The 4,866-nt window shown below is 41.5% G+C and carries 4 protein-coding genes and 4 pseudogenes; 6 read left to right on the plus strand and 2 right to left on the minus strand.

Translation table 11 applies throughout. The features are described from left to right. The 5 genes and pseudogenes from FTT84_RS16915 to FTT84_RS16935 form a co-directional block, all read left to right on the plus strand. Positions 1-92, plus strand: a pseudogene (locus FTT84_RS16915) (IS5/IS1182 family transposase); the annotation flags it as partial. A gap of 181 nt (positions 93-273) precedes the next feature. Continuing rightward, the gene (gene dfrA41, locus FTT84_RS16920) at positions 274-786 is read left to right on the plus strand and encodes a trimethoprim-resistant dihydrofolate reductase DfrA41 (protein ID WP_004729503.1); all 513 of its coding nucleotides are present in this window, start codon (positions 274-276) and stop codon (positions 784-786) included. 23 nt (positions 787-809) lie between these two features. Beyond that, a complete protein-coding gene (locus tag FTT84_RS16925) occupies positions 810-1,859 on the plus strand; it encodes a DUF4105 domain-containing protein (RefSeq protein WP_077170331.1) in 1,050 nt (349 codons plus the stop codon). Between the two features lie 102 nt (positions 1,860-1,961). Then, positions 1,962-2,423 (plus strand): META domain-containing protein, encoded by a 462-nt coding sequence (locus FTT84_RS16930; protein WP_033917524.1) that lies wholly within the window; start codon positions 1,962-1,964, stop codon positions 2,421-2,423. A gap of 110 nt (positions 2,424-2,533) precedes the next feature. Further along, positions 2,534-2,644 (plus strand): annotated as a pseudogene (locus FTT84_RS16935) (peptide-methionine (S)-S-oxide reductase); the annotation flags it as partial. Here FTT84_RS16935 and FTT84_RS16940 read toward each other — a convergent pair. Beyond that, positions 2,642-3,328 (minus strand): annotated as a pseudogene (locus FTT84_RS16940) (DNA cytosine methyltransferase); the annotation flags it as partial. The pseudogenes FTT84_RS16935 and FTT84_RS16940 overlap by 3 nt on opposite strands. Before the next feature lie 105 nt (positions 3,329-3,433). Further along, a complete protein-coding gene (locus FTT84_RS16945) occupies positions 3,434-4,447 on the minus strand; it encodes a DNA cytosine methyltransferase (RefSeq protein WP_042893681.1) in 1,014 nt (337 codons plus the stop codon). Positions 4,448-4,529: 82 nt separating this feature from the next. Between FTT84_RS16945 and FTT84_RS16950 the strand changes: the two are divergent. After that, positions 4,530-4,866, plus strand: a pseudogene (locus FTT84_RS16950) (transposase); the annotation flags it as partial.

Here is a 4,866-nt window from a genome sequence, read left to right on the forward strand (position 1 = left end):
TTAGAGGAATAGCTACTCGATATGACAAGCTCAAAAGAAATTATCAAAGTTCTGTTGCTTTAGCCTGTATATTTTTATGGCTACCTTTATAGGGTTAATTATGAACAGTAAATGTCAACAGACCCTACTTAAAAATTCTTTAGCTTTAATGGATTTTTAAATTAAGCTGAAATTAGCTTTATTTTCCTTTATAGTTACCATGACCAAATCCTGCTTTTTATAAAGCGGGATTTTGTTATATGTGATATTCAATATGTTCCGGACAATTAAGTTATGACTTTCCAAAGTTTTGAAGTAGTACATGTGGTTGCTATGGACAACCAACGTTGTATTGGTAAGGATAACGATCTGCCTTGGCATATTTCTGCTGATTTAAAACACTTTAAAGAAATTACCCAAGGTGGGGTAATTATCCTTGGTCGTAAAAATTTTGATTCGATTGGTCGTCCGCTTCCTAAACGTGTAAATTGGGTAATTACTCGAAACCATAATTGGAATTTTGACGGCGTTAAAGTTGCACATTCAATCGAAGAAGCCTTAGAGAAATCTATTCCTGACGTTCAAGCATCAGAGAAACCAAATACAATTTTTATTATTGGTGGTGGTGAGATTTTCAAGCAAACCATCAATATTGTGGATCGACTAGAGCTTACTCATGTTGATTTAAATGTTGAAGGTGATATTTTTTATCCTAAAATTCCAAATGATTTTGTGAAGATAGCGTCAGAACAACATATTGATGACAAAACCGGCATTGCTTTTGAGTTCGCAACCTACAGAAAATAAAACCTATTTCTCATGAAAAAGTGATGATGCAGGGACGCGAATATATCTCCAGACATTGGAGTCTGTGGCTGCTGGGCAGCCTGTTTACTTTATTCGTCATTCTGTCGAGCCTGTGGCTCAGCCTCATGCTGTGGGTTCATCTTCCCATCGGCAAAATCGGCAGCTTGATACTGATTGGACTCTGGCTGACCTTTGCGCTGGTCGTTCTCGGGATTTATTTCACCCGGCATCTGATCTCCCGCCAAGTGGATAGCGTTCTTTATCTTCTGGCCTTTTTATTCTGTTTGCTAGGATATTTCAGTCTGGAAGCGCGTCAGGATCGAGAGTGGAATCCTGAGGTTTCCCAGCTTCTGCATTATGAGCAGCAAGGCGATCAGGTTACCTTACACAATATCCGCAACTTTGACTGGCAGGCCGATGGTCGCTATATCGAACGCTGGGAAAGCCGCAGTTTTGATCTGAATCAGATTACTGGCGTGAACATCATTACTTCCTACTGGATGGGGCCTAAAATTGCCCATACCCTGGTCAGCTTCGATTTTGCCAATCAAAAGCCACTCACCTTCTCGATTGAAATCCGCAAGGAAAAGAATGAAGAGTTTTCAGCGATTGGTGGCTTTTTCCGAAAATATGAACTGAGTCTGGTCGCATCGGATGAAAAGGATATTGTCTATACCCGTAGCAATGTCCGTGGTGAACAGGTCTATTTTTTCCCAGTCAAAATGCCGCAAGCTCAGGCTAAAGCGCTATTCAAGGAATATCTGCGTCAGGCCGATGAGCTGGCCCAAAAGCCAAAATGGTACAATACCCTGACCAGTAATTGCACCACACTAGTCTTTGATATGGTTCAGGCGATATCGCAACAACAGCTACCCTCAGATTACCGGTTGCTGGCCTCCGGCTATTTACCGAATTATCTCTATGATCTTAAAGTACTAGAACAGTCTTGGGATATGCACACTTGGTATCAACGGGCACATGTCAATCCACGGGTAGAACGCACCGCTAATCTCTCCAGTCAGGACTATTCACGCCTGATCCGGCAGGGCCTACCAAAACCCGACATGCGATAACTGTGTAGCAAATCCACTTCAATAAAGATACAAAATCAACTGGAACCTTGATCATTTTTTTGTTTATATACAAATAGCTAGTCAATGATCAGAGTATCTCTCATGCTAAAAAAATTAACTGCAATCGCGATTTTAGGCTCGGTTCTAACGGTCATGGGCTGCGAAACTGTGCCCAATACAGCCACGACACAAACCGCGAATCATTTACAACTTTTGCAAAATCGTACTTGGATTGCGACCCAGATTGGTAATACTGAAATCAAGACTGCGCCAACCGCACGCAATGTTCCGAGTCTGCAATTTGATGCCAGTACCCAGCGCGTTTCAGGTTCAGATAGCTGTAACCGGATTATGGGCAGCTACACAGCAGCAAAAGATACGCTGACCCTGAGTCAAATGGCTACTACCCGTATGGCTTGCATGAACAACGATCAGCTTGATCAGAAATTTAATGAAGCTTTAGCTAAAGTGACGCATTATCAGGTATTTGCTAAAACCTTAAAATTACTGGATCGCCATGGAAATCTCTTGATCCAGCTGGAAAGTGCTGTTCAGCCGCGTTAATACTTCCCTACAAAAAGCCTGTATGGACAGGCTTTTTTATCTTTCATACTGATGAGCTGGAATTTAACCATCAGCCCGATTGAGTTATTTAATTGAATGAGGAATCAACCATGCAACAGGCACTTTTCGGTGGGGGATGCTTTTGGTGTACTGAAGCCGTATTTTTACAGATTCAGGGAGTTCAGCAAGTCGTCAGCGGTTACGCAGGTGGGCACACAACTTAAACATTCATAATTAAGGTCCACACATTGAGCAGCTGTCTTCCATGGTTGTTTTTTCGTTTTTTGAGGTGCAAAAAAGTCAAATTCAGCATGTGTGGGTTCTGGCCAGACGATCGGTAAATTGTCACGCCGAGCAATTAAGAAAAATCTATTTCTCAATGTCGGTGCACCATAGTCGCATGCTCGTAGTTCACGATATTCGACCGTGTACCCTTGGTACCTGAGCGCATTCACGAAACAGTTAAACGTTCGCCCTTTCCGCTTTAAAATCGGTTTACCGTTCTTATCCAAATCACCCCATTCAACAAACTCAACCACGTTTTCAAGCATGATGATTCGTGGTCGAACTGTTGCAGCCCACCTTAAAGCAATCCAAGCTAAACCGCGGATCTTCTTGTTTAACGGCTTGCCACCTTTCGCACGGCTATGATGTTTACAGTCTGGACTAAGCCAAACCAAGCCAACAGGTTGATTGCCCGTAATCTTTACAGGGTTAACATCCCAAACACTCTCGCAGTAGTGCTTTGTTTTTGGATGATTGATGCGATGCATGGCCAAGGCTTTCGGATCATGATTAATTGCAATATCAATCGGTCTACCGAACGCACGTTCTAAACCAGTTGATGTACCGCCACCGCCAGCAAAGTTATCAACGATTAATTCATGTGGAAGCAAGTTATACATAGAAATTCCCTCTTACAAATGCCCCTTTATGGCTTAGATCTCTTAATTCATGCGGTACATCTTCTGGAGACAGATACCTATAAGCATGAATAACCTTGCTCAGATTCATACAGCCACCCCCATGCTTTCAACGGCACTTTCTAATGTTTGATGTGCTGAATAATCATCACAGTCGTAATAATCGTCATCGATCAAATTAGAGATGTCGTAGTCACTCAAACCGCTATTTAAACAGCGACTCAAAAGCTCAGGATCTAAACGATCATACTTGTTGCAAATCGTCATTAACGAATTGCTATGTGCGTTGTTTGCCGTGAAAAATGAGTATGCAAAACCTTCAGGCGTTACGCTTCTAGCATTCTTAGTCGCAATACTATTGCCACCGTATAGGCGGTGCATTTTAGAGCCCTCAACAGGTTCAACAGGTGCAATTGGTAGGTCGGCATTGAAACGGCCCCACAATAATGTTTTCTTTGTGTATGTATCACCAAAATGAAACGGATCAAACGACAGACGCCACGGCGACAACCCGGTTAAGCTCGCAATACGCCCTACTGGATTCTCAATTGCCCAAATATTCGGTTTAAAAAATTCAATTGTTCTTAAAGTTTGGTACACCAGCTCAATACTGCTTAACGTGCGACCATCAGCATCTTTGGCAGTAAAATGTCTTGCACCAGAAACAGCAAAGTCTGTACATGGGCATGCAGCTAAAATCGCATGAACGTCCAAACCATCAAAGCATGCAAAAAGCTCGTTAAAGAATTCCACGCTGAAGTTATTAATATCGCCAAAATAAGGATCTGCCTGTATATCAAACCGAAATACTTGATAGCCAGCATCAACCCATGGTTGTGACCATGTGCCAGACAAATCAAAAAGAGAAAGGACAATTTTTTGGTTGTTTTGGTTGCGGATCGTTGGATCTAGATATTGGTTAAACGCAACGTTTTTCCATTGTTCTAAACGTTCTAATGCGGAAGATCTGGACATCCAGCCATTAGCTTCAACATATGCTTGTGATTTCTTATTTAAGCGAACAACTTCATTCTTATGCGGTGCATCAAAGATGTTTGAAATCTTAAACTCAGCATCAATAAAACTACTTCTTGCATCCAATAAAAGAGAGATGGATCCGGAAATTTGAACAACTCCTATAAGTGATACTCTGCTCCTCAAATGATGTTATAAACATCAATATATGGAGTATTTTATGGCACGTAGACCAAGAAGAAATCATTCAAACGACTTTAAGGCTAAGGTAGCACTTGCTGCGATCAAAGCAGAAAAAACACTTGCTGAATTGAGTTCTGAGTTTGATGTTCATCAAAACCAAATTATTGACTGGAAAAATCAATTGATCTCAGCTTCCTCACAAGCTTTCGATCAATCAAAAGCTCCATCAGAACCTCCCATTGATCTTAAAAAGTTACATGCAAAAATCGGTGAGCAGGCATTAGAAATTGATTTTTTAGAAGGTGTGTTGAAGAAACTGGGCCGCTTCAACCACAAAAGTTAATCGATCACTCACTTCAGAT

Source organism: Acinetobacter sp. YH01019 (genome assembly GCF_013420285.1).
Taxonomy (GTDB): Bacteria; Pseudomonadota; Gammaproteobacteria; order Pseudomonadales; family Moraxellaceae; genus Acinetobacter; species Acinetobacter gandensis.

What these genes read in the sequence shown, in the direction of transcription:
- dfrA41 (WP_004729503.1), top strand. Translation starts at nt 274, where the DNA reads ATGACTTTCCAAAGTTTTGAAGTAGTACATGTGGTTGCTATGGACAAC.
- FTT84_RS16925 (WP_077170331.1), top strand. Translation starts at nt 810, where the DNA reads ATGATGCAGGGACGCGAATATATCTCCAGACATTGGAGTCTGTGGCTG.
- FTT84_RS16930 (WP_033917524.1), top strand. Translation starts at nt 1,962, where the DNA reads ATGCTAAAAAAATTAACTGCAATCGCGATTTTAGGCTCGGTTCTAACG.